A 26,942-nucleotide genomic window follows, 5' to 3' on the forward strand; every position below is an offset into this window, starting at 1 on the left:
GCTTTTCCTCAATAGCAGCTTCCGCACTAGGCACGCCGCGGCAGCACATAGCCCAACAGGAACATCCCGGCCGCGGCTACCACCACCGAGGGGCCGGCCGGGGTGTCCTGGTACCAGGACAGCGTCAGGCCCAGGCACACCGCGGCCATGCCCAGCAGGCTGGCGCCACAGGCCATCTGCTCCGGGCTGCGGGCGTGGCGCTGGGCGGTGGCGGCGGGGATGATCAGCAGCGAGGTGATCAGCAGCACCCCGACGATCTTCATGGCCACGGCGATGACGATGGCCACCAGCAGCATCAGCGCCAGGCGGATCCAGGTCACTGGCAGGCCTTCGACCTGGGCCAGCTCCTCGTGCACGGTGATGGCCAGCAGCGGCCGCCACAGCCAGGCCAGGGCCGCCAGCACCAGGGCGCTACCGCCGAGGATCCAGCGCAGATCGCTGGGGCCGACCGCGAGCAGATCGCCGAACAGATAGCTCATCAGGTCGATCCGCACCTCGTGCATGAACGACAGCGCTACCAAGCCCAGTGACAGGGTGCTGTGGGCGAGGATGCCCAGCAGGGTGTCGGCGGCCAGTCCCCGGCGGCGCTGTAGCACCACCAGCAGCACGGCCAGCGCCAGGCAGCCGACGGTGACGGTCAGGGTCGGGCTGACATCGAGCAGGAAGCCCAGCGCCACGCCGAGCAGGGCGGCGTGGGACAGGGTGTCGCCGAAATAGGCCATGCGCCGCCAGACCACGAAGGAGCCGAGGGGACCGGCGACGAGGGCGAGGGCGAGACCGGCGAGCAGGGCATACAGCAGGAAATCAGCCATGCTTGCAGTGGGCTCCATGGACATGCGGGGTCTTGACTACGCTGCCATGCAGGTCGTGAGCGTGATCGTGATGATGGTGGTAGACGGCGAGGTTGCGCGCACTCTGGCCGAACAGCGCCTGATAGGCCGGATCGCCGCTGACCTGCTCGGGATGACCGGAGCAGCAGATGTGGCGATTCAGGCAGATCACCTGGTCGGTGGCGCCCATCACCAGGTGCAGGTCATGGGAAACCATCAGCACGCCGCAGCCGTGACGCTCGCGCAACTGGCCGATCAGCCGGTACAGCTCACTCTGGCCATTGATGTCGACACCCTGTACGGGTTCGTCGAGCACCAGCAGCTCGGGCTGGCGGAGCAGGGCGCGGGCCAGCAGCACCCGCTGCAGCTCGCCGCCGGAAATGCTCTGCAGGGGGCTGTCGATGACGCCTTCAGCGCCCACTTCGCCCAGGGCGGCCAGGGCACTGGCGCGATTCACCCCCGGCACCAGGCGCAGGAAGCGCAGCACCGACAGCGGCAGGGTGGCGTCCACCTGCAGCTTCTGCGGCATGTAGCCGATGCGCAGTCGCGGGCGGCGCCAGACGCTGCCGCGATCGGGCGTGAGCAGGCCGAGCACGCTGCGCACCAGGGTGGTCTTGCCGGCGCCGTTGGGGCCGATGAGGGTGACGATGCGGCCGGGGTCAAGGGTCAGGCTGACCTGGTCGAGCACCGGCTGCCCGGCGAAGGTCACGCCGACCTCCTGCAGCCGGATCAGCGCCTCGCTCATGCCTGCTTCCGGCAGGCGGCGCACTGACCGACCACTTCCACGGTCTGGCCTTCCACCTGGAAGCCCACGGCACTGGCGCCGTCGAGGATGGCCTGGTGCACGGCCGGTTGCTCCAGCTCGATGCTCACCTGGCAACTGCGGCAGATCAGGAATTGGCCCTGGTGGGCCTCGCCGGGATGGTTGCAACCCACGAAGGCGTTGAGCGAGGCGATGCGGTGCACCAGACCGTTCTCGACCAAGAAATCCAACGCCCGATAGACGGTGGGCGGCGCCGCGCGGCGGCCGTCCTGTTCGCTGAGCACCGCCAGGATGTCGTAGGCACCGAGCGGCTTGTGGCTCTGCCAGACCAGTTCCAGCACCCGCTTGCGCAGGTCGGTGAGGCGCACGCCGGCGCGACTGCAGAGGTGATCCGCCTCGGCCAGCGCGTGGGCGACGCAGCGGGAATGATCGTGGGGCCGAAAGGCCAGGGGAGCATCGGACATGGAGCGGTACCTTGGAAGCCAGGACGTTATTATATTGCACCTCTCTTAAGAATCGGGATTTTCACGTGCCGCGCCTCCTACCCCTCGTCGCCTCCCTGTTGCTCACCTGCACCCTGCTGCCCGCCCAGGCCGAGGTGAAGGTACTGACCAGCATCAAGCCCCTGCAACTGATCGCCGCGGCCATCCAGGACGGTGCCGGCCAGCCTGCCGTCCTCTTGCCGCCGGGCGCCTCGCCGCACCACTACGCCCTGCGCCCCTCTGACCTGCGCCAGGTGCGCGAAGCCAATCTCGTCTATTGGATCGGTCCGGATCTGGAGACCTTCCTGCCGGCCGTGCTCAAGGAGCGCCAGGGCCCCAGCGTGGCCATTCAGGACCTGCCGGGCCTGCACCTGCGGCGCTTCGGCGAGGAGCATGCGGACGCCCATGACGACGATCACGGCGAAGAGCACGATCATGCGCACGGTGATGACCAGGGCAGCGAGCCCGAATACGCCCACGACCACGATCATCGTCCGGGCAGCCTGGACGCCCACCTCTGGCTGAGCCCGGCCAACGCCCGGGTAATCGCCACCCGCCTGGCTGCCGACCTGAGCCAGGCCGATCCGGCCAACGCCAGTCGCTACGCCAGCAACCTCAAGGCTTTCGAAAGTGGACTGGACGCCAAGGACCAGGCCCTGCGCGCCCAACTGGCACCCCTGGCCGGCAAGCCCTACTTCGTCTTCCACGAGGCCTTCGATTATTTCGAGGAAGCCTATGGCCTGGGCCATCGCGGCGTCTTCGCCTTGGGTGCCGACGTCCAGCCCGGGGCGCGCCACGTGGCGGCCATGCGTGACGAACTCAAGGCTGCCGGACCCACCTGCGTCTTCACCGAGCCGCCGCTGCAACCGAAGATCGCCACCACCCTGAGCAGCGGCCTGCCGGTGACCCTGGTGGAGCTGGACCCGCTGGGTGCGCGCATCCCGGCCAACGCCGGCGGCTATGCCCAGCTCCTGCAGAACGTGGCCGACAGCCTCGGTGGCTGCCTGGGCAAGCTGCCTTGAAACGCCCTGGGCGACGGATCGACTAAACCCGCCTTTTCGTCGCCTTCGCGCCACTTCGCCGCCGTTCAGCTAGCGTTCAGGACGAGTTCAGGGAGCGTTCAGGGCCATTGGCCTAATCTGCAACTGTCAGATCAGCAACGCCGAGGTCGCCCGGATATGTTCACCCTAGCGCAGCTCCCGCTAAGGCAGATCGTCCGGACACTTCGACCCGACCTGGCGATGTTCATCCTTGTAACTCCATTGCAGGGTCACCAAGTCAGCTCTGGTCCCCTGTAGCCGTCCCCCAACGGCAGTTTCCGATCCCCATGAAGTGCTCCTTACCTCTCCAACTGGAGAGGTTTTTTTTGCCTGGAATAAAGTGAGTGACCCCATCCATGCATTCCCCGCTCTCGCCGTCCGCCCGCCTCAGGCGCCATAATTGGTACCCGGGCGCTACTGCGCGAAGCGTGAGCTACATGCGGTCGCAGCCACAGAGAGTCTCGTTAGCTGTTCAGGAGTCTGCATGAAGATCCTCGTCGTCGAAGACGAAAACCTGCTGCGCCACCACCTCAAGGTGCGTCTGGGTGAAGCCGGTCATGTCGTCAATGCCGTGGCCGATGCGGAGGAAGCGCTCTACAGCGCCCGCGAATTCCATCATGACCTCGCCATCATCGACCTGGGTCTGCCGGGCATGAGCGGGCTCGATCTGATCCGCCAGCTGCGCAACCAGGGCGCCACCCTGCCGATCCTCATCCTCACCGCCCGCGGCAGCTGGCAGGACAAGGTCGAGGGTCTCGGTGCCGGTGCGGACGACTACGTGGTCAAGCCCTTCCAGTTCGAAGAGCTGGAGGCGCGTCTCAACGTACTGCTGCGCCGTTCGGCGGGCTTCGTCCAGCCCAGCATTCGCGCCGGTTCGCTCAAGCTGGACCTGGGTCGCCAGCAGGCCTTCAACGAAGAACAGCCGCTGCAGCTTACCGCCTACGAGTACCGCCTGCTGGAATACCTGATGCGCAATCACCAGCAGGTAATCACCAAGGAGCGGCTCATGGAGCAGCTCTACGACGATGACGGCGAGCACGACAGCAACGTCATCGAGGTATTGGTGGGCCGCCTGCGGCGCAAGCTGGAGGCCAGCTGCCAGATGCAACCCATCGAAACGGTCCGGGGCCGCGGCTACCTGTTCACCGAGCGCTGTCAGTGATCCGTTCCTTTCGCGTGCGGTTGCTGCTCAGCGCGGCGCTGCTGGTGATCGTCTGCCTGGCGTTGATCGTGCCGGCGATCCGCAATGCCTTCGATCGCACCGTGGAGAACTTCGTCGCCGCGCGCCTGGAAGCCAACGCCAACACCCTGATCGGTGCGGCCCGGGCCATCGACGGCCGCCTGGCGATGCCGGAGATGATCGCCGAGGAGGTCTTCGATCGACCCGGTTCGCCGATCCTCGGCTATGTCTACGATCAGAACGGCCGCCTGCTCTGGCGCTCGCGCTCGGCGATCAAGGAGCGCCCCAATTACAAGCCCACCTTCGACGGCGGCGGCGTCAAGCTGGTCAAGGCCACCGATGACAAGGGACAGGGCTTCTTTGTCTTCGACCGCGAGGTGCTGCTGGGCAATCCGCCGGTGGCGGGCTTCAGCGTGGTCACCATGCAGCCGGCCGAGGAATACGAGCGGTTGCGCGCCACCTTCCTGCACCAGGTGATCCTCTGGCTGGTAGGGGTGCTGGGCGCCCTGTTGCTGCTGCTGGCGCTGGTCATGCAATGGAGCCTGCGCCCCCTGCGGCGCCTCAGCCAGCAACTCGACGCGGTGGAAACCGACCAGCGCGACCTGCTCGACGAGAAGAACGTACCCAGTGAGATCAGCCGCCTGATCCGCTCGCTCAACCGGCTGCTCGACCACGAGCGCCTGCAGCGCGAGCGCTACCGGGACACGCTCGGTGACCTGGCCCACAGTCTGAAGACGCCCCTGGCGGTGTTGCAGGGGGTGACCGAGGAGTTGCGTCGGCGACCGCAGCTGGACCAGGAGGTCGGCACCCTGCAGACCCAGATCGAGCGCATGAACCAGCAGGTGATGTACCAGCTGCAGCGGGCCACCCGCCAGGGCGGCGCGGTGCTCAGTCGGCCGCTGGAGCTGGCGCCGCTGCTGGAATCGCTGTTCAGCACCCTGGACAAGGTCTATGCCGAGAAGCGCGTCCAGGCCGAGCTTGAGCTGCCGCCCAACCTGCGCGTCCAGGCCGAGGAAGCGGCCATGCTCGAGGTGTTCGGCAACCTGCTGGAGAACGCCTATCGCCTCTGCCTGACCCAGGTGCGGGTCAGCGCCCGGCGCCACACCGAGCACTGGATCCTCGACATCGAGGACGATGGCCCGGGCATCCCGGCCGAACGCCGCGAAAGCGTGCTGCGCCGCGGCATGCGTATGGACAGTCGGCACCCCGGACAGGGCATCGGCCTCGCCGTGGTGCAGGACATCCTCGAAGGTTACCGCAGCAGTCTGACCATCGACGAATCGAGCCTGGGCGGGGCGCGCTTCCGCTTCCGCCTGCCCGCCGCCATTTCCCCGGAGCGGCCTTCCTTGGTGCACAATGGCGCCAGGACGTGACCCATGGGTCATGACTGGCGTCTGCTCCCGATAGTGAAATTTTGTCTGTAAGGACCCCGGCATGAGCCGCGACTGCCGTCACCTCGAATCCCTGCTGCACCACGATATTCCCATCACCAAGGCCCTGGGCCTGGAAGTCCGCGACTGGAGCGAGCATCGCCTGCAGCTGCACGCGCCGCTGGACGCCAACATCAACCATGCCAGCACCATGTTCGGCGGCAGCCTCTACTGCGTCGCCGTACTGGCTGGCTGGGGCTGGCTGTACCTGAGATTGCGCGAGGCGGGCATCGAGGAAGGGCACATCCTCATCCAGGAAGGCCAGATCAGCTATCCGCGACCAATCACCGCCGACGCCCTGGCCTATGGCGAGCCGGCCGAGGAACGCGCCTGGGAGCGCTTCGAGACCACCTTCCGCCGTCGCGGTCGGGCGCGCATCACCCTGCAATCGCGTATCGTCACCGAGAGTGGCGAGGATGGCGTACGCTTCAGTGGCCAGTACGTGCTGCACCGTTGAAAGCGGCCGCGGCATGAAAAAGGGCGACCCCGGGGTCGCCCTTTTTCATGCCGGCAGATTCGCTAGCCGTGGGAGTGGGACTCGGCGGGCGCCTGCTGGGCGGTGTCGGTCTTGGGCAGGTTGTCCGGCGGCACGGCCAGGGCGCGCAGCGCACCGGACATGATCTCGCTGAAGGTCGGCGCCGAGACCAGGCCGCCGAAGTAGCCTTCCTTGGTCGGCGTATCCAGCATCACCGCCAGCACCAGCTTGGGATCGGCCGCCGGCGCCATGCCGACGAACAGCGAGCGATAGGCGTGCTCGGTGTAGCTGCCGGCCCCGGCCTTGCGCGCGGTACCGGACTTGCCCGCCACGTGGTAGCCGGGCACCCGGGCGCGGATCACGCCGCCGTCGTCTTCCACCACATGGTTGAGCATGGCGCGGATACGCCGGGCGATGGTCGGGTCCATGGCCTGGATGCTCTGCTGTTTCTGGTCCTTGAGCAGGGTCAGGGGGGTGAGCTTGCCGTCGTTGGCGATCACCGAGTAGGCCTGGGCTAGCTCGGCGACGTTGACCGCCAGGCTGTAGCCGAAGGACATACTGGCGGTGGCGATCTGCGACCACTTGGTATGGCCGGGCAGATAACCGGCGTTCTCGCCGGGGAAGCCCAGTTCCATGGGGTTGCCGAAGCCGACGCGGCTGAGCTGCTCGTAGATCGGCAGCGGGCCGATCTGCAGGGCCACCTTGCTCATGCCGATGTTGGAGGAGTTGAGCAGCACCCCGGTCATGGTCAGGATGCCGCGCTTGGCCACGTCGTGGATGGTATGGCCGTCGATGGTCATCCAGCCGGGCGCCACGTCCACGGTGCTGTTCTCGTTGAACTTGCCCGAGGCCAGGGCCACCGACATGCTGAACGGCTTGATCACCGAACCGGGCTCGAAGGCGTCGGTCAGGGTGCGGTTGCGCATGTTGGGGATCTGCAGCGTCGCCCGGTTGTTGGGGTTGTAGGAGGGGAAGTTGGTCATCGCCAGGATCTGCCCGGTCTTGGGATCGACCAGCACGGCGGAGCCGGACTGGGCGCCGAACTTCTCCACCGCTGACTGCAGCGCCCGATAGGCGATGAACTGCAGGCGCAGGTCGATGGACAGCGCCACGTCCTTGCTCGGCTGCGGCTGGCGCACCACGCGCAGGTTCTTCACCACCGAGCCGCGCGGGTTGATCAGCACCTCGCGCACGCCGCCGCGGCCGGCCAGCCAGTCTTCGAAGCCCAGCTCCAGGCCCTCCTGGCCATGGCCGTCGATGTTGACCATGCCGATCACCTGGGCCACCAGGTCGGAACTGGGGTAGTAGCGCTTGTACTCCTTGATCTGGCGCACGCCGGGCACGCCCAGGGCCATGATGTTCTCGCCGTCGATGGGCGACAGGGCACGGGCCAGGTAGAGGAAGTGCTTTTCCGGGTGGCCGAGGATGAGGTTGCGCAGTTCGGCTTCGGGCTTGTGGATGGCCTGGGCCAGACGGCCCAGCTGGTCGGCGCTGTCTTGCATCTCCGCCGGGTTGCACCAGATGGTCACCACCTCGGTGGAGACCGCCAGGGGTGCGCCGTTGCGGTCGGTGATCATGCCGCGGGTGACCGGGATGGGAATGTGGCGCACCGAGCGGCGGTCGCCCTGGTCACCAAGGAATTCGGCGTCGAACAACTTGAGGTAGGTGATGCGCCCGGCGACCACGCAGGTCAGCAGGACCAGCACGATGACCACGACATAGAAGCGATAGCGGGGTGCGGCCGTCATGGCGGCTCCTGCGCGAGAGGAAGGCTTGGGCATGGTCACAACTGGTTACAACCATTCGGAAGCGCGCATGGTAACTGCTCCGGCCATCGCCCGGAAACCGCTCGGCGACATGGCGCGTTACACTGCGCACATGAGCGACATCCCCCTGCACGATCTCACAACTCCCGCCGTGACCTGCGACAGCTGCCAGGCCTGGTGCTGCCGCCAGGAGGTGCTGCTGTTCGACGATGCCGGCGTGCCTGCCCGCTACATCGAGGAAGACTGGACCGGTACCCGCATGAAGCGCCTCGACGACGGCTGGTGCGCGGCCCTGGATCGCGAGCAGATGAATTGCAGCATCTACGAGGTACGCCCCTGGGTCTGCCGGATCTTCGACATGGCCGGCCCAGAATGCCTGGAAGAGCGGGCCGATATGGCGCGGGCGATGGAAACCGGTGAGTTTTGAGCGATCCGCTTGAAAGGCTAAGACACCTGGATGTCCTATCGCGGCCATGGGCCGCTCCTACAGGGGTGATGCTTTTGTAGGAGCGGTCGCTACGGCGCACCGGCATGGCCGCGATCAGCACAGCACCTGAATCTCATAGGAGCGGCCGCATCGGCTGATCGCCATGGCCACGATCAGGGCCTAGCGCAGCTTCTGCGGCTTGTAGGCGCAATACCCCGGCCGCGGTCCCACCCTGGGATGGTTGCGGCAGGTTTCCGGGCGCTGGTCGTAAATGGTGCACAGCCGGGTCTTCGGGTGCAGATAGAGGCAGTCGTTGTTGGACAGCCGTACCAGGGTGAACAGCCCGGTCTTGGCGTTGAGGCGCTCGACGATGCCGTCCTTCTTTAGCCGCTTGGCAATGTCCTTGAGCGGCTCGCCCTTCTCGAACTCGTCCACCACGCCCATGCGGATCAGGTCGGACAGCCGTGCTTCCACCGGCAGGGTGCAGCAACTGGAGACGCAGTCCAGACACATGGCCTTGTCGTAGCGGATCCAGGTTTCGGTGCGATCGAGATCCGCTCCGAGAATGCGCAGTACTTGGGCCATGATCTACTCGGCGAAGGTGACCTGGCCGTCGGCCAGGGAGGCGACGCGGGCCAGGGATTCGACCCGGTAGCCCTGGGCGTCGAGTTCGGCACGGCCGGCCTGGAAGGACTTCTCGATGACGATACCCAACCCCACGACCTGGGCACCGGCCTGGCCGATGATGGAGATCAGCGCCTTGGCCGCCTTACCGTTGGCGAGGAAGTCGTCGATGATCAGCACCCGGTCGTCGGACGACAGATGCATGGTCGAGACGGCTATGGTGCTCTCCGTTTGCTTGGTAAAGGAATAGACACTGGCCACCAGTAGATTGTCGGTCAGTGTGAGCGACTGGTGCTTGCGGGCGAAGATCACCGGCACGCCCAGCTCCAGTCCGGTCATCACCGCCGGGGCGATGCCCGAGGCCTCGATGGTCACGATCTTGGTGATGCCGGCATCGGCGAAGCGGCGAGCGAATTCCTGGCCGATGGCTTGCATGAGCGCCGGATCGATCTGGTGGTTGAGGAAGGCATCGACCTTGAGCACCTGCTCGGAGAGTACTTGGCCTTCGGTACGGATCTTGGCTTTGAGGCGGTCCACGCGGGCGGTCCTTTAACGGCAAAGCCCGGTCCTGGCAGGCGGGACCGGGTCGAGGGAAACGGGAAGGGCGGCGATTGTGCCCTATCCATCAAGAAAGTCGTTAGTTTGCCGACAAATCGTCCTATAGGCACCCGCAGCGGGCAGCCGGCGATGTTCAGGCGTAATGAACACAGGAGCGGTCGGTCATGGGTGTTTTGTTGTCACCAGGGATTCGGGTGTTGAGCCGTTTCGGCTTCGCCCGCAAGTTCGCGTTGCTGTTCGTCTTGTTCCTGCTGCCCATCGGCATCAGCCTTTGGCTGCTCGGTGCGGATTTCCAGGCCAAGCTGGCGACCGTCAGTGGCGAGCGCAGCGGTGTGCGCCTGCTACAACGGCTGGATACCTTGGAAGCCGGGATCATCGCCCAGCGCAACCTGACCGCGCGCTGGAAGGCCATCGATGTCACGCGCGAACCGACGCCGGCCGTGCAGGCCGCCATCGCGGCCATGGAGCAACGCATCGCCAATCGCCAGGACCGCCTGGCCGCGCTGCAGCAACAGGTCGCGGCGGAGAATCTCGGCGCCGGGGTGAGCGAGCGGCTGCAGGTGCTGCAAGAGGCCCTTAAGGGCTTGGGGGTCGAGGACCTGCGCGCTCTGGGCTGGTGGCCGGATGGCTACGACCGACTGACCAACGCCCTCGTGGCCGTCCAGTCCCTGCGCGAAGAGATCGCCCTCAGCAGCGGCCTGATCCTCGATCCCTGGCTGGAAACCTATCTGCTGATGCAGATAGGTACGACCCAGGCGGTCGATCTGACCGAGCGCCTCGGACGACTGGGCAGTATCGGCCAGACCTCCGTGGTGGCCGGGCAATTCAGCCTGCAGAGTCGCCTGCAACTGCGTGACCTGCGCGCCCGCGTCGGCGATTCGCGCGACAGTCTGGTCAAGGTCGCGACGCTGCTCAGCGACAAGCTGCCGCCCGCCATGGCCAATTGGCGGACCGAGTACCAGCAGGTGTTGGGGCAATTGGATGCCAGCCTGAAGAGTCTCGACGAAGGCCTGTTCGGCGCGCAGATCACCTTCAAGCCGGAACAGTTCGAAGCTTCCATCGACGGCGTTCTGCAAGGCTTGCAAACCTTCCGCCAGCAGACCCTGCAGAGCCTGGATGGACGCCTGCAGTATTACGGCACCGAGGCGGTACGCAATTTCAGTATCATCGCCGCCGGTTTCGGTCTGCTGCTGATCGTGACCTGCTATCTGCTGCTGTGCATGCAGGCCGCCATTCGCGGCAGTGCCCGCGGCATCACCACCCTGGCCGAAGGCCTGCGTGACGGCGATCTGACCCGCACCGCGAAGATCACCGGCCAGGACGAGCTGGCCGAAATCGGCCGTGCCCTGGATCTGGCCGTGGTCCAGTTGCGGGGCAGTCTGCAAGACGTCGAACGGGAGAGCCGGCAGGTCGGTCGCGCTTCCGAAGAACTGGGTCAGCAGGCCGAGTCAGCCCTGGGCGCGGTGGAGGCCCAGCGTACGCAGATCACCCAGATCGCCACCGCGGCGACCGAACTGGCCGCTACCGCCCAGGGCGTGGCGGAGAGTTGCGAGCAGGCGGCCGGTCGCGCCACGCAGATGCGCGAGATCGCCCAGGCCAGTCAGGACGACAGCCGCGTGACCACCAGCAGCATCCAGCGGCTTAACCAGCGCCTGAGCGATACCGCCGAGGCCATGGCCGAGGTCAGCACCCAGGCCGGACAGATCCAGCAGGTGGTGGATGTGATTCGCGGCATCGCCGAGCAGACCAACCTGCTGGCGCTCAACGCCGCCATCGAGGCGGCGCGGGCGGGTGAGCAGGGGCGCGGCTTCGCGGTGGTGGCCGATGAGGTGCGCTCGCTGTCGCAACGCACCCAGGCGTCCACGGCGCAGATCGCCGGCACCGTCGGCAGCCTGAGCACCACCGTCGCCCAAGCCGTGTCCCTGATGCAGGAGGCCTGCGGTCAGGCCGCCAGCGACGCCCAGTCGGTCACCGGCCTGGGGCGGCGCCTGGAAGACATCGCCGAATCGGTGCAGGGGGTGTCGGACACCCTGGTGCAGATCGCCACGGCAGCCGAGGAACAGGCAGCCACCGCCGATGAGGTCAGCGGCAACATCCAGCAGATCGATGCGGCCGCCGCGGACCTGCTGAACAATGCGCGCACCGTGCAGACCACTGCGGTCGGCCTGGGCGAGGGCAGCCGTAATCTCGTGGCCAATACCACGAGGTTCCGTTTGGGCTGATATGAAAAAGGGGCGCCTGGGCGCCCCTCGTCGAGGATCGTGCGGTCAGGCCTTGGTATCGATCAGGGCCCCGAGGGTTTCCTGAGCGGTCTGCATGACCTTGCTGCCAGCCAATGCCTGGTACTTGCCGACATCCAGATTGACCAGCTGACTGGCCAGATCGGCCTGGCTGTTGGTGGTCGCGCCCAGGGACTGTTCCTGGTTGCGTGCCGTCTGGGAGGCGATGGCGGTGCCGGCCTTGTCGACCTGGCGGGCGCCGTTCTGGTAGGCCTGCAGGCCGCCGTAGAGCGAGTTGCTTGATGTCACGTTCATGGACGATGTCCTCGACGGTGATGTCAGAGGGCTATTAGAGCAGCTTTGACGCCAACAAACCAGCGCTCTCCGTGACCGCCTGTGTCCTGCTATTGCTGGATCGTCGCCCGGTTGCCCTGGCCGCTCTGGCGCAGACTCAGGCCATTGCCTTCGCTCAGTTGGCTGACGACGGCGTACTGGCCCACGCCCTGCTGGCTGACCTCGACGCGCGCAGCGCTGACCAGCGCAGCCTGGAAGGCGTTGCCATCGCCGAGTTGCTCGACGCCGAGTTCGACGTTGTCGCCCACCCAGACCGCACTGATCTCGTTATCGTTGCCTTGGGAAGCCAGGGTCAGGCGGGAGTCGTCACCGCCGATCAAGACGCCGGCGCTGTTGCGATTACCCTGCTGTTGCAGATCGAGGCGGTTGCCATTGCCAGTCACGCTTACCTGAACGGTATTGTCGTCACCGAGCTGTCGCGCGCTGACGCTCTGGGGGCTGGTGTCGAGGCCGTTCTGCTGCACCGCCGCCTGGTTGCGATTGCCAATCTGGGTCAGCTGGACGTCCTGTTGCCGCGCGCCCTGGCGAGCGCCTGCCCGGTTGTCCTCGCCGCGTTGCTCGACCACTGCCCGGTTGGCAGCGCCGCCTTGCAGCAGCTCCACCTCGTTGCGTACGCCCAGGCTCAGTACGTCCTGAACGTGATCCTCGCCTACCTGCCTGAGTCGCGCGGCGCTGTCGCGACCGTCCTGGAACAGATTCAGCTCGTTGCGCGCGCCCTGTTGCTCGATGCGCAGGCGCTGGTCATCGCCACCCTGGCGTACCAGGGCTTCGCTCTGCAGGCCGTTCTGAACGATTTCCACCTGGTTGCGCTGGCCATGGCCCTGATAGACATAGGCGTGGCTCTGGCTGGCCTCGCGCTGGTCGATGGCGACCTCGCGCGCGCCGCCGGCGGCCTGGGTGACATTAGTGAAATTGCCCACGCCACCCTGCTCGACGCGGGTGCGGTCACCCTGGGAATCGCTTTGGGTCAGATAGGCCTGGCTGGCACGACCGCGCTGGATCACTTCCAGGGTGCCCTGGCGAGCGGTGGCGTCCTGGGTCAGGAATGCGCCCAACCGGTCGCCGCGCTGATCCACGAGGGTCTGGTTATCCAAGGCCCAGGCGGTGCTGGTCAGGCCGAGCAGGCCTAGGCAGGTCAGGAACTTGGGGGTAGGCACGATGACTATCCGGCGGCGGCAGACAGGGCAGTCTGCCGCCGGTCAGGCCGAGCGGCCATCGCCCGAAAGACTGATATCAGCCAGGTAGACGCAGGTGCGCGGCGACCGCGGCCGGGCTGGCCTCAGCCAGGTGCGGCACCGTGCCCAGGCAGGGCGCGGGCAGGCGCTCGTGCAGGGTGGCGAGGTTGTCGTCCAGGCGCAGGGTGGCCGGAGCCACCAGGTTGGCCACCCAACCGGCCAGCGGCAGGCCGTCGGCGAGGATGGCCTCGGCACTGAGCAGGGCGTGGTTGATGCAGCCCAGGCGCACACCCACCACCAGGATCACTGGCAGACCCAGCTCGCGAGCCAGATCGGACAGGGATTCGCGCCCGGCCAGGGGCACGCGCCAGCCGCCGGCGCCTTCCACCAGGGTGAAGTCGGCGCCCAGGGCGAGAATCCGCCGCACCGGGGCGGCCAGGGCGGCGACGCTGAGGTCGATGCCGGCTTCGCGGGCCGCCAGGTGCGGGGCGATGGCGGGTTCCAGGGCGATGGGGTTGATGTCGGCGTAGTTGAGCGGCAGCGAGGTCTCGCCGAGCAGGGCCAGGGCGTCGCCGTTGCGCAGGCCTGCGGCGGTGCGTTCGCAGCCGGAGGCCACCGGCTTGACCCCGGCGGTGGTGAGGCCTTGCTGGCGCGCCCGGTGCAGCAGGCCGGCGGCGATGGTGGTCTTGCCGATCTCGGTGTCGGTACCGGTGACGAAATAGGAGTGCATGGGGTTCATTCCTTGCGCAGCAGGACGTGGATCACCTGGTAGGTGGCGGGCAGCCCGACGGGCTCGCGCCGGCTTTCGTAGGCCTGGGTAAAGGCCGCCAGCCGCTGGCGTCCGGTGAGGCCCTGGGGGCGACCCTGATTGAGGTTGTGGGCGCCGATGGCCTTGAGGTGCTGGGTGAGGGCGCGCAGGTCCGGGAAGTGCAGCCGCTCGGGCGCGACCTCCAGGGCCAGCGTCTCCAGTCCGCTGGCCGCGGCGGCCTCGGCATAGGCGATTTGGGGACGGAAGCGATTGACGTGGACCTGATCGTCCACCTGGGCCCAGCTCCGGCGCAATTCGTCGAGGGTACCCTCGACCAGGCTGCTGAAGGCCAGCACGCCACCCGGGCGCAGGATGCGGCGGGCCTCGGCGAGCACCCTGGGCAGGTCCGGGCACCACTGCAGGGCCAGGCTGGAGAGGATCAGATCGCAGCTGTCCGCGCGCAGCGGCAGGCGTTCGGCGTCGGCGGTCAGGTAGTGCCGGGCGCCGGCACCCTGGGCACGGGCATGGCGGAGCATGCCGGGCGCCAGGTCCAGGGCCAGGCCTTCGGCCCCTGGATGGCGCTGGGCCAGGGCGCGGCTGCAATAGCCGGTGCCGCTGCCCAGGTCCAGCCAGCGTTGCGGATTCAAGGGGGGCAACTGCGCCAGGAGACGGTCGGCGACCCGGCGTTGCAGCAAGGCTGCGCCATCGTACTGCGCGGCGGCGCGGGAAAAGGACAGCGCCACCTGGCGCTTGTCGGGCAATACGTCAGCCATCGCGCCCTGCATAGATGAATTCACGGATACGGGTGGCCACCTCGTCCGGGCGTTCCAGGGGCAGGCCATGACTGGCGTGCTCCAGCACCTCGACCTGGGCGTTAGGCAGCTCGTCGCGCAGGGCCTGGGCGGCGCTGGCCGGGACCAGGGCGTCGTGGGCGCCGAACAGGTGCAGTTGGGGACCAGTGAAGGCCTGCAGGGCGGCGCGGGTGTCCAGCCGGGCCAGCAATTCCAGGCCGGCCAGGACCACCTCTGGGTCGACCTCGGGCAGGGTGACCTGCAACTGGCGGGCGAGGGTGCGGCTGTCGCGGGCGCCCTGGGCTACCAGCAGGGTGAAGCGCCTGAGGGTCTGGTCGGCGTCCAGCGAGCAGGCTTCGAAGAAATCGGTGAAGACACTACGCGCCATGGCGGTCTGCCAGCCGGCGCGGGCGACGAAGCAGGCATTGCTGGCGAGGGTGATCAGGCCGTGCACGCCTTCCGGGCGGCGCAGGGTGAATTCGCTGGCGAGCATGCCGCCCAGCGACCAGCCGGCCAGCCAGACGCCCTCGGCGATGCGGGCTTCCAGGTCGGTGAACCAGTCCTGGGTGTCGGCCAGCGCCGGCAGCGGCTCGATCAGGACATCGAGAAAGGGGGCCTGCTCGACGAGTTCGTCACGCAGGGGCTCCAGCGGGGCACTGCCCAGGCCCCAGCCGGGCAGCAAGATCAGGGTATCGCGCATCGGTCGGTCACTTATCCGCGTCGGGCGGTAATTCGGCCATGGCCTGGGCCAGGGCGTCGAGCAAGAGGTCCACGTGCGCTTCGCGATGGGCCGCCGTCAGGGTCACCCGCAGGCGAGCGCTGCCGGCCGGTACGGTGGGCGGGCGGATGGCGGTGACCAGAATTCCGCGCCGACGCAGGGCGGCGGAGAGTGCGAGAGCGCGCGCGCTGTCGCCGACCAGGATCGGCTGGATCGGCGTGGCGCTGAGCATAAGGTCCAGGCCGAGGGCCGTCGCGCCCCTGCGGAATCTCTGGATCAAAGTGTGCAGAAGCTCACGGCGCCAGCCCTCCTCGCGGACGAGCTGCAGGGCGGCGAGGGTGGCGCAGGCCACTGCCGGCGGCTGGCTGGTGGTGTAGATGTAGGGGCGGGCGAACTGGATCAGCGTCTCGATCAGTTCCTCGCTGCCGGCGACGAAGGCCCCGGCGGTGCCGCAGGCCTTGCCCAGGGTGCCGACCAGCACCGGGACCTGGTGCTGGTCCAGGCCGAAGTGTTCGACGATGCCGCCGCCGCTGGCACCCAGAGTGCCGATGCCATGGGCGTCGTCCACCAGTGTCCAGGCGCCATGGCGTTGGGCGACCTGGCAGAGCTCGGGCAAATCGGCGAGATCGCCGTCCATGCTGAAGACGCCATCGGTGACCACCAGGGTATCGCCCTCGGCCTTGGCGAGGCGCGTGGCGAGGCTGGCGGGATCGTTGTGCAGATAGCGGCCGAAGCGCGCGCCGCTAAGCAGACCGGCGTCGAGCAGGGAGGCGTGGTTGAGGCGGTCTTCCAGCACCGTGTCGCCACGCCCGACCAGGGCGGTGACCGCTGCCAGGTTGGCCATGTAGCCGGTGGAGAACAGCAGGGCGCGCGGCCGGCCGGTGAGGTCGGCCAGGGCTTCTTCCACCTGGTGGTGGGGGCCGCTGTGGCCGATCACCAGGTGCGAGGCACCCCCGCCCACGCCCCAGCGCTCGGCGCCATCGCGCAGGGCGGCGATCACCTGGGGGTGATTGGCCAGGCCCAGGTAGTCGTTGCTGCAGAAGGCCAGCAGGGCTTCGCCATCCACCACCACCTCGGGGCCCTGGGGCGCTTCCAGCAACGGGCGGCGCCGATAGAGGTGCTCGGCGTGACGCTGGGCCAGGCGGGCGGCGAGGTCGAAGGCCATGGGGAGTCTCGGTAGCGTTGGAAGACCCCTCACCCCAGCCCTCTCCCGAGGGGAGAGGGGGTGGTCTGGAGCGCGGGTTGGCTGCAGGGTGTTCGCTCACCCCGGCCCTCTCCCAGGGGGAGAGGGGGAAGAGCGGGGCGGGGAGTGGGTCAGGCGGTGGCGGCGTCGTAGAAGAGTTCGCTGTTGCGCTGTTCCACCAGGGCCTGCTCGATGGCGGCCTGGTGCACCTCGTCGGCGTGTTCTTCGCGGGCTTCAGGCTGGATGCCGAGGCGGGCGAACAGCTGCATGTCCTTGTCGGCCTGGGGGTTGCCGGTGGTCAGCAGCTTCTCGCCATAGAAGATGGAGTTGGCGCCGGCCAGGAAGGCCAGGGACTGCATCTGCTCGTTCATCTGCTCGCGACCGGCGGACAGGCGCACATGGGACTTGGGCATGAGGATGCGCGCCACCGCCAGGGTGCGGATGAAGTCGAAGGGATCGACGTCCTTTTCCTCGGCCAGCGGGGTGCCCTGGACCTTGACCAGCATGTTGATCGGCACCGACTCGGGGTGCTCGGGCAGGTTGGCCAGCTGGATCAGCAGGCCGGCGCGGTCGTCCACCGATTCGCCCATGCCGAGGATGCCGCCGGAACAGATCTTCATCCCGGCTTCGCGGACGTAGGCCAGGGTCTGCAGGCGCTCGCCGTAGGTGCGGGTGGTGATGATGTTGCCGTAGAACTCCGGCGAGGTGTCCAGGTTGTGGTTGTAGTAGTCCAGGCCGGCGTCGGCCAGGGCGCGGGTCTGCTCCTGGTCCAGGCGGCCGAGGGTCATGCAGGTCTCCAGGCCCAGGGCCTTGACGCCCTGCACCATCTGCAGGACGTAAGGCATGTCCTTGGCGGACGGATGCTTCCAGGCGGCGCCCATGCAGAAGCGGGTGGAGCCGATGGCCTTGGCCTCGGCGGCCGCCTCCAGCACCTTCTGCACCTCCATCAGCTTTTCCTTTTCCAGGCCGGTGTTGTAGTGGCCGGACTGGGGGCAGTACTTGCAGTCTTCCGGGCAGGCGCCGGTCTTGATCGACAGCAGGGTGGAGACCTGTACGCGATTGGGATCGAAGTGCTGGCGATGCACGCTCTGGGCCTGGAACAGCAGGTCGTTGAAGGGCTGCTGGAACAGGGCGCGGACTTCGGCGAGAGTCCAGTCGTGACGCAGGGCGGTAGCGCTCATGGGAGATCCTCGATGCAGGGGACGGCCGGGTGCCGGAGCGGGGCCGATGAATGCGGTCGACCTTAGCCGAAGCCCTGGTCGACTACTGTTCAAAAAACGACCAATTGCCGGATTTTTTGCAGGGAGATTGGCGGGGTGTGGTGCGGATCGAGTTCGTCGGTCTAAAGGCAATCGCGGCCATGGGCCGCTCCTACAAGGGGCTCTGCTTTGTAGGAGCGGCCCATGGCCGCGATAAAGATAGTTGCTCCTCCAGCAGCCGGATATCCCGTAGGAGCGGTCGCTACGGCGCACCGGCATGGCCGCGATAAAGACAGTAGGGACCTGCTTGGCTTCGCTATGCTCAGCCCAACCTACGTCAGAGCATCCGCTCCAACCCCACCGCCTTGACCACCCAGGCGTTGAAGCGGCGCCAGGCGCTGCCGGGTTCGTGGTGCAGCACCCGGGGTTGGCCGTTGCGTTCGCTGACCCACTCCAACCGCACCCGGCCGTGGTCCTCGATGCGCTGCACCTGGTAGGAGACGCTGGGGTCCATGCCCTGCAACATCAGTTGGCGCAGGCGGCCGGTGAGCACGGGGCTATCCACCAGGATGCCGACCTCGGTGTTCCACAGTACCGAGCGCGGATCGAAGTTGAAGGAGCCGATGAAGGACCAGCGCCCGTCGATGGCCATGGCCTTGCTGTGCAGGCTGGATTCGGACTCGCCAAAGCTGTAGGGCAGGGCGGATCTCTTCTGGTCCGGGCGGGCGCGCAGCTCATAGAGCTTGACCCCCCGGGCCAGCAGCGCCGCGCGATAGGGCGCGTAGCCGGCGTGCACCGCCGGCACGTCGGTGGCTTCCAGGGCGTTGGTCAGCACCCGGACATCGACCCCCCGGGCGGCCAGGCCACCCAGGTAGGCGACCCCCTGGTCCATGGGCACGAAGTAGGAGGAAACCAGCAGGAGTTCGTGCTGGGCGCCGTCCAGGGTCGGTTGCAGCTGGCGGGTGAGCAGCAGTTGCCAGTCCGGCTCGTCATCGGCCAAGACCTTGCGCGGCGCATCCCAGAGCGCCTGGGCGTGGGCCCAGGTCAGCTCCTGCAGCCAGCCATCGAGCTGGGGCGCGGTGGCGTAGCGGCGCAGGCGGTTGTAGAGCGCCAGGTCCTGGGTGCGTTGGCTGTCGAGATAATCGTGCAGGCGCTCGCGCAGCCGCACCAGGGCGCCGGCCGAAGGGGCGAACCAGCGCAGTCGGCGGGCCGGCTGGCTCAGGGGGCTGTTCCAATACTGGTCGAAGCTGGTCCCCAGCTGGCGCGCCACCGGTCCGGCGGCAAGCAGGTCGAGGTCGGTGAAGTTCATCTCCGGGCGCGCGTCGAAGTATTCATCACCCAGGTTGCGGCCACCGACGATGGCCACGCTGTCGTCGGCCAGCCACAGCTTGTTGTGCATGCGTCTGTGCTGGTGGTTGAGATCCACCAGCCGCCCCAGGGCCCGGGTCGGGCCGGTGCTGCGGCCCAGGTGCAGCGGATTGAAGACGCGGATCTGCACATTGGGATGGGCCGCCAGCACGGCGATCTGGTAGTCGTTGCCGTCGCTGCTGGTGTCGTCGATGAGGAAGCGGATGCGCACGCCGCGATCCGCCGCCTTGAGCAGTTCGTTGACCAGCAGCCGCGTGGTCAGGCCGTCGTGGACGATGTAGTACTGGATGTCCAGGCTGCGCTGGGCCTTGCGGATCAGCTCGGCGCGAGCGGTGAAGGCGTCGGTGCTGGTTTCCAGCAGACGCAGGCCCGACAGGCCCGGGTGAGTGGCGCCGGCGGTGCGCACCTGGCTGTCCAGGACGGTGCCGGCGGCGGGCAGCACCTGGGAGGCGTGGCGCGGGATGGGCGTGGCGCAACCGGCCAGCAGTGCCAGCAGCAGGGGGACGAGCAGGCGGATCACAGCGCGTCCTTGAGGCGATACCAGAGCATGCCCAGGGCCAGCAGCGGCGAGCGCAGATGGCGACCGCCAGGGAAGCGCGCATGGTGCACCTGGGCGAAGAGGTCGAAACCGGCCGACTGGGCCAGGATCGCCTCCGCCAGCAGGTGACCGGCCAGGTGGGTGGCGTTGACCCCATGACCCGCATAGGCCTGGGCATGGAAGACGTTGGGATGCTCGCGCAACCGGCCGATCTGCGGCAGGCGGTTGGCACCGATGCCGATCATGCCGCCCCAGGCATAGTCCACCCGCACATCGGCCAGCTCCGGGAAGACCTCCAGCATCTTGGGTCTCATGTAGCCGGCGATGTCCCTGGGATCGCGCCCGGAGTAGTGGCAGGCGCCACCGAACAGCAGGCGCCGGTCGGTGGAGAGGCGGAAATAGTCCACCGCCACGTTCTGGTCGCAGACCGCCCGGTTGCCCGGCAGCAGCCGCGCGGCGCGTTCGGCGGACAGCGGTTCGGTGGCGATCACATAGCTGCCGGCGGGCAGGACCTGGGCAGAGAGCTCGGGTTGCAGGTCGTCGATGTAGGCGTTGCAGCAGAGCACCAGGGTATCGGCGCTCACCCGGCCACGGGCGGTATGGACGCGCACCTTGGGGCCGTATTCCAGGCGGGTGACGGGGCTGTCTTCAAAGAGTTGTACGCCCAGCGCCTCGGCCGCGGCGGCCTCGCCCAGGGCCAGGTTGAGCGGATGCAGATGGCCGGAGCCCTCATCCACCAGGGCGCCCTGATAGCGCTCGGAGCCCACCACCTCGGCCAGTTGCGCCTTGGGCACCAGGCGCAGCGGATGGGGATAGCCCAGGGCCTGGAGCGCGGCGTGCTCTTCCTGCAGGTGCCGCCAGTGGCGCGGCTTGTTGGCTAGGTCGGCGAAGCCCCAGGTGAGATCGCACTGGATGTCGTGCCGGGCGATGCGCTGGCGGACCAGATCCACCGCCACGAAGCCCAGCCGCTTGAGTTCAAGGACGCCCTCGGCACCGATGACCGGTTCGAATTGCTCGACGTCATGGCCGACGCCGCGGATCAGCTGGCCGCCGTTGCGGCCGCTGGCGCCCCAGCCGATGCGGCGGGCTTCCAGCAGCACCACCCGGGCACCCCGCTCGGCCAGTTCCAGGGCGGTATTTAGCCCGGAGAAACCGCCGCCGACCACGCAGACATCGGCCTGGACCTCGCCCTCCAGGGGCGGGAAATTCAATTCCAGATTGGCGGTGGCGGCGTAGTAGGACGGTGCGTGGGGCTGCATGGCGGCGTCTGGCTGACCTGGGCGAAGGCGCAATCCTAAGCCGCGGGGCGTCTGGCTACCAAGGTGAAACTCATCGGCAACTGGGCGGCCTGGTTTTGGTAGAGGTCGTAGTCGACTTCCCGATTGGAGTGCGGGTGCTCTTCCAGGCGTTGCAGAAGCAGACCCGCTTGCAGGCACGCACTGACGATGGCGCCCAGGGTATGGATATGCCAGTAGCTGGACGCGCCTTGGCCATGATCCTGGCCGTCGTAGGCAATCAGGTCGTTGAGGACCAGGGGCTCGCGGCGGAAATAGCTGTAGTGGGGCAGCAGGGGCTGGTCCGCATGGGGCTCGAAGACCTCCAGAAAGGGATGGGTCTCGTAGATCACCAGATGCCCGCCCGGCGCCAGTAGGCCGTGCACTGCGGCGAAGAAGGCCGGCAGGTCCGGCATCCAGCCCAGCACGCCGATGGTGATCAGCACCAGATCGTGCTGGCCTAGGCCCTCGGGAAGGGCATAGATGTCGGCGGCCACCAGCCGGGGCGCCAGGCCTGCCGCCGCGGCCAGTTGCTGGCCTTGAGCAAGGAAGGCCGGCGACTGGTCGATACCCAGGGCAGGCTGCCCGCCCAGCGCGGCCAGGGAGAGCAATTCGCGGGCATTGTTGCAGCCGACCTGGGCGCAACTCAGGTCGCGGATGTCCAGCTCGGTGAGGGTTCGTGTCAGGCAGGCATCCAGCACTGAGAAGCTGGGTCGACCGGCCTGAGCCAACAGGCACTCCCACTCCTCTCCTTGCCCGTGGAGCGGAGCCGACACCTCCCAAGCCTGGCGATTGGCGGCGGTGATGAGCTGACGCTGGCGTGGATCCATGGCACGGGCCTCCTTGGCGATCAGGCGAAAGATCGCAGCCTAGACGTCCGGCGGCGGAATCGCCAGGCGAGCGCTAATCCGGTACCGGCAGACTCAGGGTCTCCTTGATCTCTTCCATCACGATGTAGCTCTTGGATTCGCGCACATGAGGCAGCTTGAGCAGGATGTCGCCCAGCAGCTTGCGATAGGAGGCCATCTCGGAGATGCGCGCCTTGACCAAGTAGTCGAATTCACCGGAGACCAGATGGCATTCCAGCACCTGGGGCAGCTTGAGCACGGCGCGGCGGAATTCCTCGAAGGTATCGCCGGACTTGTAGTCCAGGCTCAGTTCGACGAACACCAGCAGACCGGCCTTGAGGTGCTGGGGATTCAGGCGCGCGTTGTAGCCCTGGATGATGCCTTCGCGCTCCAGCCGGCGGACCCGCTCGGTGCAGGGCGTGGTGGACAGGCCCACTCGCTCGCCCAGCTCGGTGAAGGAGATGCGCCCGTCTTCCTGGAGGATGCGTAGGATGTTGCGGTCGATCTTGTCCAGCTCGCGTCTGGCCTGGTGATGGGTACGCATCGCGGGGGGTCTCTGCCAAAGGGGGCTTTACCGGAAAATTACTCCGAATATAGGCAATTCTTCAGTGATTAGCACTGCGTGCGGCTTTCTATACTTGCCGTATCTGCCTTCATTCCGACGAAAGCCGGCGAAATCCTCTCGCCGGCCAGGAGCTAGCGATGCGTGTACTGGTTTTGGGTAGCGGCGTCATCGGCACGACCAGCGCCTACTATCTGGCCCGTCAGGGTTTCGAGGTGGTCGTGGTCGATCGCCAGGCCGGTCCTGCCCTGGAGACCAGCCATGCCAATGCCGGTCAGGTATCCCCTGGCTATGCCTCGCCCTGGGCCGCGCCCGGCGTGCCGCTCAAGGCGCTGAAGTGGCTGTTCCAGAAGCACGCGCCCCTGGCCATTCGCCTGACCGGCGATGTCAACCAGTACCTGTGGATGGCGCAGATGCTGCGCAACTGCACCGCCGCGCGTTATGCGGTGAACAAGGAGCGCATGGTGCGGCTGTCCGAATACAGCCGCGACTGTCTCGACGAGTTGCGCCAGGAGACCGGCATCGCCTACGAGGGCCGCCAGTTGGGCACCACCCAGATCTTCCGCACCCAGCAGCAGGTGGACGCCGCGGCGAAAGATATCGCCGTGCTGGAGCGTTCCGGCGTGCCCTTCGAGCTGCTCGACCGCGACGGCGTGGCCCGGGTCGAACCGGCATTGGCAGCGGTCAAGCACAAGCTGGCCGGCGGCCTGCGCCTGCCCAACGACCAGACCGGCGACTGCTTCCTGTTCACCAATCGCCTGGCCGAGGAAGCTCGCCGCCTGGGTGTGGAATTCCGCTTCGGCGCCCAGATCGAGCAACTCAGTGCCAGTGGCGATCGTATCGACGGCGTGAAGGTCGACGGTGAGCTGCTCACCGCCGATCACTATGTCCTGGCCCTGGGCAGCTATTCGCCGCAATTGCTGGCGCCCCTGGGTATCCGCGCGCCGGTCTATCCGCTCAAGGGCTACTCGCTGACGGTGCCCATCGTCGATGCCGCCATGGCGCCGACCTCGACCATCCTCGACGAGACCTACAAGGTCGCCATCACCCGCTTCGACGACCGCATCCGCGTCGGTGGCATGGCCGAGATCTGCGGCTTCGACCTCAGCCTGGATCCGCGTCGCCGGGCGACCCTGGAAATGATCACCGGGGATCTCTATCCTCGCGGCGGCGACCTCGCCCGGGCCAGTTTCTGGACCGGCTTGCGACCCACCACCCCGGACGGGACCCCCATCGTCGGCGCCACCCGCTATCGCAACCTGTTCCTCAACACCGGGCACGGGACGCTGGGCTGGACCATGGCCTGTGGCTCCGGTCGCCTGCTGGCCGATCTGATCGGGCGCAAGCGGCCGCAGATCAGCGCCGAGGGTCTCGACATCTCCCGTTATTCCGCCATCCAGGAGTCCCCGCGCAATGCCCGTACAGCGTCTGCACACTGATCGTCGCCTCAGCGAAATCAACATCCACAACGGCACCGTCTACCTGGCCGGCCAACTGGCCGACGACTTTTCCGGCGACATCTATCAGCAGACCCGCGAAACCCTGGCCAACGTCGACAAATTCCTCGCCGAGGCCGGCAGCGACAAGCAGCACATCCTGGTGGTGACCATCTTCCTGCGCGACATCGCCCTGCATTTCGAGGGTATGAACCGCGCCTGGGACGAGTGGGTCGCCCAGGGCGCCACCCCGGGTCGCACCACCGTGGAAGCCAAGCTGGCCAAGCCGGATATCCTGGTGGAGATGAACGTCATCGCCGCCGTCAAGGCGTAGCGTCTTTATCCCCTCTCCCTCCGGGAGAGGGCTAGGGTGAGGGTGTTTTACGCCCTCCCATCCCTCACTCTTCTATTGCCGAGACCTCCCCATGCGTCCCGCCCGCGCCCTCATCGACCTCGCCGCCCTGCGCCACAACTACCGCCTGGCGCGGGAGCTTTCCGACGCCCGGGCCCTGGCGGTGATCAAGGCCGATGCCTATGGCCATGGCGCGGTAGCGGTGGCCAGTGCCCTGGCGGGTGAGACCGATGGCTTCGCCGTGGCCTGTATCGAGGAGGCGCTGGAGTTGCGCGCCGCGGGTATCCGCGCGCCCATCCTGTTGCTGGAAGGCTTCTTTACCGCCGACGAATTGCCGCTGCTCGTCGAGCATGACCTCTGGACCGTGATCCATGCCGACTGGCAACTGGAGGCCGTGGAACGGACCGCCCTGGCGCGGCCGCTGCAGGTCTGGTTGAAGCTGGATTCCGGCATGCACCGGGTCGGCTTCTTTCCCCAGGATTACGCGGCTGCTTACAAACAACTGCTGGCCAGCGGCAAGGTCAGCGGCATCGTCAAGATGACCCACTTCGCCCGCGCCGACGAGCCGGACAGCCCGGCCACAACGGCGCAGATCGCCACCTTCCGCGCCGCCACCGAAGGTCTGCCGGGTCCTACCAGCCTGCGCAACTCGCCGGCGACCCTGGGTTGGCCCCAGGCAGCCGGCGACTGGGTGCGGCCGGGGCTGATGCTCTATGGCGTCTCGCCCTTCACCGCGCCCCAGGCCGCCGCCGAGCGGCTGCAGCCGGTGATGACCCTGACCTCGCGGGTGATCGCCGTGCGCGAACTGGCGGCCGGCGAGCCGGTGGGCTATGGCGCGCGTTTCGTCACCGCCGGGCCGACCCGGGTCGGGGTGGTCGCCCTGGGCTATGCCGACGGCTATCCGCGCCATGCGCCCAATGGTACCCCGGTGGCCATCGACGGTCGCCCCGGCCAGCTGATCGGCCGCGTGTCCATGGACATGCTCACCGTCGACCTCACCGATCATCCCCAGGCCGGGGTGGGCAGCGAAGTGGAGTTCTGGGGCCGCCAGGTGTCGGTGGCGGACCTGGCCGAGCGCTGCGACACCATCCCCTACCAGTTGCTGTGCAACCTCAAGCGGGTGCCGCGCCACTACCAGGGCTGAGGCGACGACCGTTCGCGGTCGGTGGTGAGGTACTGCCCCGCGCGCTACGTGTTGTAAATCTCGAACAGCGTTGCCATGATGCCGAACACCTGCCTTCGTGGCGCTAGCCTGCGGTTCGTCCGCCCTGTCGAGGAGAGTTCACCACCTTGGACGTCGGTGCCCGCCTGCAAACCATCCGCACCCTCAAGGGCCTGTCCCAGCGCGAACTCGCCAAGCGCGCCGGGGTAACCAACAGCACCATCTCGATGATCGAGAAGAACAGTGTCAGCCCCTCCATCAGCTCGCTGAAGAAGGTGTTGGCCGGCATTCCCATGTCCCTGGTCGAGTTCTTCTCCCTGGACCTGGAGCAGGACGCCCCGACCCAGGTGGTCTATCGCGCCGACGAACTCATCGATATCGCCAGTGGGGCCCAGACCGTGCGCATGCGCCTGGTCGGCCGCGCCCATCCCAGCCGGGCCCTGGCCTTTCTCGACGAGACCTATCCCCCGGGCGCCGACACCGGCGAAGAGATGTACGCCCACGAGGGCGAGGAAGCCGGCCTGGTGGTGGAGGGCCGCCTGGAGCTGACCGTGGGCGGTGAGGTGCACATCCTCGAACCCGGCGACAGCTACTACTTCGAAAGCAGTCGCCCGCACCGCTTCCGCAATCCCTTCGAGGCCCCCGCCCGGCTGATCAGCGCGACCACACCGGCGAATTTCTAAGCGCCCGCATCATGATGGCCGTGGGGTGGGAAACGGCGCAGCCGTTTCCACGTTGAAGTCGGTGCCAAGGGGGCCCTCACCCCAACCCTCTCCCGGAGGGAGAGGGGGCTGTCCGAGCGGGGGATCGGCTGCATCGGCGCCGCCGTATCGCGGCCATGGGCCGCTCCTACAAGGTAGTCCCCCACAATTCCCCCTCATCGATGCCCAACGCCGCCAGCTCCGCTCGGCGCAGCGGCTCGTCCTGGGCGAGGAAGAATTCGTCCAGTTGCGGCGGGGCCACGCCACTGGCCAGCAGCAGGGCGTGGGCCTGGCCACGGTGATGCAGTTGGTGCACGAAGAGATGCTGCAGGGTGCGCAGCCGCTGTTCCCGTACCGGGCCGCTGGCGCGGGGGAGGGTGATGAGCTGGAGCAACTGCTCGGGAGCGAGGCTGCGGCTCAGGGCGATCAGGCGCTGGTCGCTGGCGACCTGGGCTGCCGTCAGCGTGGCCAGGTCCGGCCAGTCTTCATCACGGTAGGGGCGGGGCTGGTCGTGCAGGGCATCGAGATAGAAACGGTCGACATCCAGCAGGTGGGTGAGCAGGGCCCAGAGCGAACCGAAGAAGGCCGCGGGTTGCGGCGCGTGCAGGGCAGCGGGCGACAGCGTGGCGCAGGCGGCGAGCAGGCGATGATTGGACCAGCGATTGTTGCAGGCCTGGGCCAGCAGCAGGGAAGTGGTCATGGCTGGTTTCTCGACAGGGCGCACGGACACCTACTGTAA

At 67.3% G+C, this 26,942-nt stretch carries 28 protein-coding genes; 10 read left to right on the forward strand and 18 right to left on the reverse strand.

The window, feature by feature from the left end:
• Positions 1-26: 26 nt before the first annotated feature.
• From znuB to QZ471_RS07875, 3 genes are read right to left on the reverse strand one after another with little or no spacing between them, the layout of a single operon-like run.
• Entirely contained in the window at positions 27-812 is a 786-nt protein-coding gene (znuB, locus tag QZ471_RS07865; protein ID WP_295462446.1) for a zinc ABC transporter permease subunit ZnuB, read from the reverse strand.
• The gene (gene znuC / locus QZ471_RS07870; RefSeq protein ID WP_295462447.1) at positions 805-1,575 is read right to left on the reverse strand and encodes a zinc ABC transporter ATP-binding protein ZnuC; all 771 of its coding nucleotides are present in this window, start codon (positions 1,573-1,575) and stop codon (positions 805-807) included. The genes znuB and znuC overlap by 8 nt, the downstream gene beginning before the upstream one ends.
• A complete protein-coding gene (locus tag QZ471_RS07875; RefSeq protein ID WP_059228910.1) occupies positions 1,572-2,057 on the reverse strand; it encodes a Fur family transcriptional regulator in 486 nt (161 codons plus the stop codon). Before QZ471_RS07875 ends, znuC begins: the two co-directional genes overlap by 4 nt.
• A 65-nt stretch (positions 2,058-2,122) precedes the next feature.
• Between QZ471_RS07875 and znuA the strand changes: the two genes are divergently transcribed.
• The 4 genes from znuA (at position 2,123) to QZ471_RS07895 (ending at position 6,182) form a co-directional block, all read left to right on the forward strand.
• The gene (gene znuA, locus QZ471_RS07880; protein ID WP_295462449.1) at positions 2,123-3,097 is read left to right on the forward strand and encodes a zinc ABC transporter substrate-binding protein ZnuA; all 975 of its coding nucleotides are present in this window, start codon (positions 2,123-2,125) and stop codon (positions 3,095-3,097) included.
• A 502-nt stretch (positions 3,098-3,599) separates the two neighbouring features.
• A complete protein-coding gene (locus QZ471_RS07885) occupies positions 3,600-4,277 on the forward strand; it encodes a response regulator transcription factor (RefSeq protein WP_007159882.1) in 678 nt (225 codons plus the stop codon).
• Complete coding sequence (locus QZ471_RS07890) at positions 4,274-5,668, forward strand: ATP-binding protein (RefSeq protein ID WP_295462450.1); 1,395 nt, start codon at positions 4,274-4,276, stop codon at positions 5,666-5,668. Before QZ471_RS07885 ends, QZ471_RS07890 begins: the two co-directional genes overlap by 4 nt.
• Positions 5,669-5,729: 61 nt before the next feature.
• Positions 5,730-6,182, forward strand: coding sequence for a YiiD C-terminal domain-containing protein (locus QZ471_RS07895; RefSeq protein WP_295462451.1), 453 nt, complete (start codon positions 5,730-5,732; stop codon positions 6,180-6,182).
• 62 nt (positions 6,183-6,244) lie between these two features.
• Here QZ471_RS07895 and QZ471_RS07900 read toward each other — a convergent pair whose 3' ends face one another.
• Positions 6,245-7,948 carry a penicillin-binding protein 2 gene (locus QZ471_RS07900; RefSeq protein ID WP_295462453.1) on the reverse strand — a complete coding sequence of 568 codons (1,704 nt, stop codon included), beginning with the start codon at positions 7,946-7,948 and terminating at the stop codon, positions 6,245-6,247.
• Between the two features lie 130 nt (positions 7,949-8,078).
• Here QZ471_RS07900 and QZ471_RS07905 point away from each other — a divergent pair, with 130 nt between their 5' ends.
• Positions 8,079-8,393: a YkgJ family cysteine cluster protein gene (locus QZ471_RS07905; protein ID WP_295462561.1), complete on the forward strand. Its 315-nt coding sequence runs from the start codon at positions 8,079-8,081 to the stop codon at positions 8,391-8,393.
• A 180-nt stretch (positions 8,394-8,573) separates the two neighbouring features.
• On the opposite strand, the gene QZ471_RS07910 is transcribed toward QZ471_RS07905, so the two are convergent.
• Positions 8,574-8,978: a YkgJ family cysteine cluster protein gene (locus QZ471_RS07910; protein WP_295462454.1), complete on the reverse strand. Its 405-nt coding sequence runs from the start codon at positions 8,976-8,978 to the stop codon at positions 8,574-8,576.
• 3 nt (positions 8,979-8,981) lie between these two features.
• Positions 8,982-9,554, reverse strand: coding sequence for a xanthine phosphoribosyltransferase (locus tag QZ471_RS07915; protein ID WP_295462455.1), 573 nt, complete (start codon positions 9,552-9,554; stop codon positions 8,982-8,984).
• 185 nt (positions 9,555-9,739) lie between these two features.
• Here QZ471_RS07915 and QZ471_RS07920 point away from each other — a divergent pair, with 185 nt between their 5' ends.
• Positions 9,740-11,797 (forward strand): methyl-accepting chemotaxis protein, encoded by a 2,058-nt coding sequence (locus tag QZ471_RS07920; RefSeq protein ID WP_295462456.1) that lies wholly within the window; start codon positions 9,740-9,742, stop codon positions 11,795-11,797.
• 45 nt (positions 11,798-11,842) lie between these two features.
• Here the strand turns inward: QZ471_RS07920 and QZ471_RS07925 are convergent, their stop codons facing one another.
• From QZ471_RS07925 to QZ471_RS07975, 11 genes are all read right to left on the reverse strand, one after another.
• Positions 11,843-12,109: a hypothetical protein gene (locus QZ471_RS07925; protein WP_295462458.1), complete on the reverse strand. Its 267-nt coding sequence runs from the start codon at positions 12,107-12,109 to the stop codon at positions 11,843-11,845.
• An 89-nt stretch (positions 12,110-12,198) separates the two neighbouring features.
• Positions 12,199-13,305, reverse strand: a complete 1,107-nt coding sequence (locus QZ471_RS07930) for a hypothetical protein (RefSeq protein ID WP_295462459.1) — start codon at positions 13,303-13,305, stop codon at positions 12,199-12,201.
• A 76-nt stretch (positions 13,306-13,381) separates the two neighbouring features.
• Positions 13,382-14,053, reverse strand: a complete 672-nt coding sequence (bioD, locus tag QZ471_RS07935; protein WP_295462460.1) for a dethiobiotin synthase — start codon at positions 14,051-14,053, stop codon at positions 13,382-13,384.
• Between the two features lie 5 nt (positions 14,054-14,058).
• The gene (gene bioC / locus QZ471_RS07940; protein WP_295462461.1) at positions 14,059-14,844 is read right to left on the reverse strand and encodes a malonyl-ACP O-methyltransferase BioC; all 786 of its coding nucleotides are present in this window, start codon (positions 14,842-14,844) and stop codon (positions 14,059-14,061) included.
• A complete protein-coding gene (locus QZ471_RS07945) occupies positions 14,837-15,562 on the reverse strand; it encodes an alpha/beta fold hydrolase (protein ID WP_295462463.1) in 726 nt (241 codons plus the stop codon). Before QZ471_RS07945 ends, bioC begins: the two co-directional genes overlap by 8 nt.
• A 7-nt stretch (positions 15,563-15,569) precedes the next feature.
• A complete protein-coding gene (gene bioF / locus QZ471_RS07950) occupies positions 15,570-16,745 on the reverse strand; it encodes an 8-amino-7-oxononanoate synthase (protein ID WP_295462464.1) in 1,176 nt (391 codons plus the stop codon).
• 149 nt (positions 16,746-16,894) lie between these two features.
• Positions 16,895-17,944, reverse strand: coding sequence for a biotin synthase BioB (gene bioB / locus QZ471_RS07955; RefSeq protein ID WP_058761630.1), 1,050 nt, complete (start codon positions 17,942-17,944; stop codon positions 16,895-16,897).
• Between the two features lie 355 nt (positions 17,945-18,299).
• Positions 18,300-19,850 carry a phospholipase D family protein gene (locus QZ471_RS07960; RefSeq protein WP_295462465.1) on the reverse strand — a complete coding sequence of 517 codons (1,551 nt, stop codon included), beginning with the start codon at positions 19,848-19,850 and terminating at the stop codon, positions 18,300-18,302.
• A complete protein-coding gene (locus tag QZ471_RS07965) occupies positions 19,847-21,127 on the reverse strand; it encodes an FAD-binding oxidoreductase (protein ID WP_295462466.1) in 1,281 nt (426 codons plus the stop codon). The genes QZ471_RS07960 and QZ471_RS07965 overlap by 4 nt, the downstream gene beginning before the upstream one ends.
• 35 nt (positions 21,128-21,162) lie before the next feature.
• Positions 21,163-21,972 carry a class I SAM-dependent methyltransferase gene (locus QZ471_RS07970; protein WP_295462467.1) on the reverse strand — a complete coding sequence of 270 codons (810 nt, stop codon included), beginning with the start codon at positions 21,970-21,972 and terminating at the stop codon, positions 21,163-21,165.
• Positions 21,973-22,045: 73 nt separating this feature from the next.
• Entirely contained in the window at positions 22,046-22,534 is a 489-nt protein-coding gene (locus QZ471_RS07975; RefSeq protein ID WP_058785672.1) for an Lrp/AsnC ligand binding domain-containing protein, read from the reverse strand.
• Between the two features lie 158 nt (positions 22,535-22,692).
• Between QZ471_RS07975 and dadA the strand changes: the two genes are divergently transcribed.
• From dadA to QZ471_RS07995, 4 genes are all read left to right on the forward strand, one after another.
• Complete coding sequence (gene dadA, locus QZ471_RS07980; protein WP_295462468.1) at positions 22,693-23,991, forward strand: D-amino acid dehydrogenase; 1,299 nt, start codon at positions 22,693-22,695, stop codon at positions 23,989-23,991.
• Positions 23,966-24,322 (forward strand): RidA family protein, encoded by a 357-nt coding sequence (locus QZ471_RS07985; RefSeq protein WP_058761624.1) that lies wholly within the window; start codon positions 23,966-23,968, stop codon positions 24,320-24,322. Before dadA ends, QZ471_RS07985 begins: the two co-directional genes overlap by 26 nt.
• Before the next feature lie 91 nt (positions 24,323-24,413).
• Positions 24,414-25,484 (forward strand): alanine racemase, encoded by a 1,071-nt coding sequence (gene alr, locus QZ471_RS07990; RefSeq protein WP_295462469.1) that lies wholly within the window; start codon positions 24,414-24,416, stop codon positions 25,482-25,484.
• A 146-nt stretch (positions 25,485-25,630) separates the two neighbouring features.
• Positions 25,631-26,185 (forward strand): cupin domain-containing protein, encoded by a 555-nt coding sequence (locus QZ471_RS07995; RefSeq protein ID WP_059228949.1) that lies wholly within the window; start codon positions 25,631-25,633, stop codon positions 26,183-26,185.
• A 166-nt stretch (positions 26,186-26,351) separates the two neighbouring features.
• Here QZ471_RS07995 and QZ471_RS08000 read toward each other — a convergent pair whose 3' ends face one another.
• Positions 26,352-26,903, reverse strand: coding sequence for a DinB family protein (locus QZ471_RS08000; RefSeq protein ID WP_295462471.1), 552 nt, complete (start codon positions 26,901-26,903; stop codon positions 26,352-26,354).
• Between the last annotated feature and the right edge of the window lie 39 nt (positions 26,904-26,942).

This window comes from uncultured Pseudomonas sp., assembly GCF_913774235.1.
Lineage (GTDB): Bacteria > Pseudomonadota > Gammaproteobacteria > Pseudomonadales > Pseudomonadaceae > Chryseomonas.